Origin of the sequence: Shewanella sp. 11B5 (assembly GCF_002836795.1) — a bacterium.
Classification (GTDB): Bacteria; Pseudomonadota; Gammaproteobacteria; order Enterobacterales; family Shewanellaceae; genus Shewanella; species Shewanella frigidimarina.
This window is the reverse complement of the sequence record NZ_PJAP01000948.1, coordinates 1-2,985: the sequence shown is the minus strand read 5'-3', so window position 1 is coordinate 2,985 and position 2,985 is coordinate 1. Positions and strand designations below refer to the sequence as shown.

Here is a 2,985-nt window from a genome sequence, read left to right as displayed (position 1 = left end):
GACCCATTATCAAATCCAATAAGCTTGATTCCGTTTGTTATGACATTCGCGGGCCTGTACATAAAGAGGCCCGTCGTTTAGAAGACGAAGGTCATCGTATTTTAAAGCTTAATATCGGCAACCCTGCCCCCTTTGGATTTGAAGCCCCAGAAGAAATCGTTCGAGACGTTATTTTAAACTTACCCAGCGCCCAAGGTTACTGCGAGTCAAAAGGCTTATTCTCTGCGCGTAAAGCCATTGTGCAGCATTACCAAGCTCAAGGTATTTTTGGTGTTGATATTGAAGATATCTATATCGGCAATGGTGTCTCTGAATTAATCGTAATGGCCATGCAAGGGCTGCTTAACACCGATGACGAAGTGCTCATCCCATCACCTGATTATCCGTTATGGACAGCTGCAGCAAACCTTGCTGGCGGTAAAGCAGTCCATTATCGTTGTGATGAAGAAGCCGATTGGTTTCCAGACTTAGACGATATTAAAAGTAAAATAAGCAGCCGCACACGTGCGATTGTGATAATCAACCCAAACAATCCAACTGGCGCTGTTTACAGTAAAGAATTGTTGTTAGAGGTTGTTGAGCTATGTCGTCAACACGATTTAATATTATTCGCTGATGAAATTTACGATAAAATTTTATACGACGAAGCCAAACATATTCCTGCCGCTGGTTTATCTGACGACATTTTAACCATTACCTTTAATGGTTTATCTAAAGCCTATCGCGCAGCAGGTTTCCGTGTTGGTTGGATGATGTTGTCGGGTAATTTAAAAGCGGCCAAAAGTTACATTGAAGGCTTAGAAATGCTGGCGTCTATGCGTCTGTGTGCCAATGTACCCAATCAACATGCCATTCAAACGGCATTAGGCGGTTATCAGTCAATTAATGAGCTGATATTACCTAACGGCCGCTTAACCATACAACGCGATGCGGTGTATGAATTGCTTAATCAAATTCCTGGGGTAAGCTGTAAAAAACCTAAAGGAGCCTTGTACGCATTCCCGAAATTAGACATGAAAAAGTTTAATTTACGTGATGATGAACGTTTGGTGCTTGATTTGTTAAAAACCAAAAAAATTCTGTTAGTACAAGGAACTGCCTTTAACTGGCCTGAGCCAGATCACCTTAGAGTGGTTTTTTTACCCCATAAAGAAGACTTGGCTAAAGCGCTCACTGAGTTCGGTGAGTTTTTAGAAGACTATCGTCAATAGCAACTTAACGAGATATCTCACTAATAAAATACTAAGCGACTGAACAGTCGCTTTTTTTTATTGAAAAGCTCATGTAAGCTGAGACAAACTATTGAGCGCAGTAAGGAGTCTCATGAGTCATTTATTTGCCCATTTATCTCGGATGAAACTGATCCAACGTTGGCCGTTAATGCATAATGTACGCCGCGAAAACGTTCAAGAGCATTCACTACAAGTGGCGATGGTCGCTCATGCTTTAGTGATTATCAGTAATAAAAAATTCGCTACCAACTTAGACGCTAATGAAGCAGCAACCATTGCCATCTATCATGATGCTAGCGAAATTTTAACCGGCGATTTACCTACACCAGTAAAATACTTTAATAAAGAAATTGAAGCCGAATATAAAAAGATTGAAGCCATTGCTGAACAGAGAATGTTAGAAATGGTGCCTGATGAGTTTAAAGACGATTACCGCAGCCTATTTATCAGTGAAGCAGCGGATCCACAATACAAAGCCATTGTGAAAGCTGCTGATACTCTCTGCGCATATTTAAAGTGTTTAGAAGAACAAAAAGCCGGTAACAGTGAATTTAATAGTGCCCGTAAACGTTTAGAACAAATGTTAGACGACAACCCTAACCCTGCTGTAGGTTATTTCCGTGATTGTTTTATTCCAAGTTTCACCTTGAATTTAGACGAAATTAATCAAATGTTGTAAAGGAATTTTATGCCTGATAACACCATCGAGTCCAGTAATACAGAACAGAACAGTCGTTGGCAGCAACGTTTACTCGGTGAAGATAAACAGCGCCGTAATGATCATCGCAGCCCATATCAGCGTGACCGCGCACGTATTCTACATTCAGCAGCATTTCGTCGGCTTCAAGCCAAAACGCAAGTGCTTGGTGTTGGCATGAATGACTTTTATCGTACACGGCTAACGCATTCATTAGAAGTATCACAAATTGGTACCGGCATAACTGCTCAGCTGCGTCGAAAATATCCGGACCTTAGGTATTTACTCAATTCAATGAGCCTCATTGAATCAATTTGTTTGGCTCACGACATCGGTCATCCACCTTTTGGCCACGGAGGTGAAGTCGCATTAAATTACATGATGCGCCATCACGGTGGCTTTGAAGGCAACGGGCAAACTTTTCGAATTTTAACTCGTTTAGAACCCTATACCCCTTCATGGGGGATGAACCTTACTCGGCGTACTTTGCTTGGGGTAATGAAATACCCAGCAACTTATTCGCAATTGTATATCGATCAGCTTAGGCCCGACATTGCCAACCATCGCCAATTAAAACCCTCAGAATGGCCACCTGTAAAAGGATTGTTTGATGATGATATGCCCATTATTGATTGGGTGTTAGCGGCATTATCAGAATCAGATAGGCAGTTGTTTATCAGCAGTGAACAAAGCCATACACATGTAGATTATCCCCATTTAAAAACGCGCTATAAATCATTTGATTGCTCGATTATGGAATTAGCCGATGACATTGCTTATGCCGTACATGATCTCGAAGATGCTATTGTCATGGGGATTGTTAACCAACATCAGTGGCAGCGCGATGTGGTTGAGCAATTAACTGAAATCAAAGATGAATGGCTGATATCAGAAATCGCTAAAATTGGTGACAAGCTATTCTCTCATGAACATCCAATCAGAAACGATAAAATCGGTACCATAGTACAAGGTATCGTCACCGCCAATGGTATTAGAACCCACCCACAATTTGACGCAAAAAAATTAAAATATAATGCAAAAAAAGAGACAGAAGGA

The 2,985-nt window shown here is 41.1% G+C and carries 3 protein-coding genes; all 3 read left to right on the top strand.

The features are described 5' to 3' along the window. Positions 1-1,211: pyridoxal phosphate-dependent aminotransferase (locus CXF78_RS18665; protein WP_102037601.1), on the top strand; the 1,211-nt coding region annotated here is incomplete at its 5' end. 112 nt (positions 1,212-1,323) lie between these two features. Further along, a complete protein-coding gene (yfbR, locus tag CXF78_RS18660) occupies positions 1,324-1,911 on the top strand; it encodes a 5'-deoxynucleotidase (RefSeq protein WP_102037600.1) in 588 nt (195 codons plus the stop codon). 9 nt (positions 1,912-1,920) lie between these two features. Further along, positions 1,921-2,985 (top strand): anti-phage deoxyguanosine triphosphatase (locus tag CXF78_RS18655; RefSeq protein ID WP_102037599.1); only part of this gene is annotated, 1,065 nt, incomplete at its 3' end.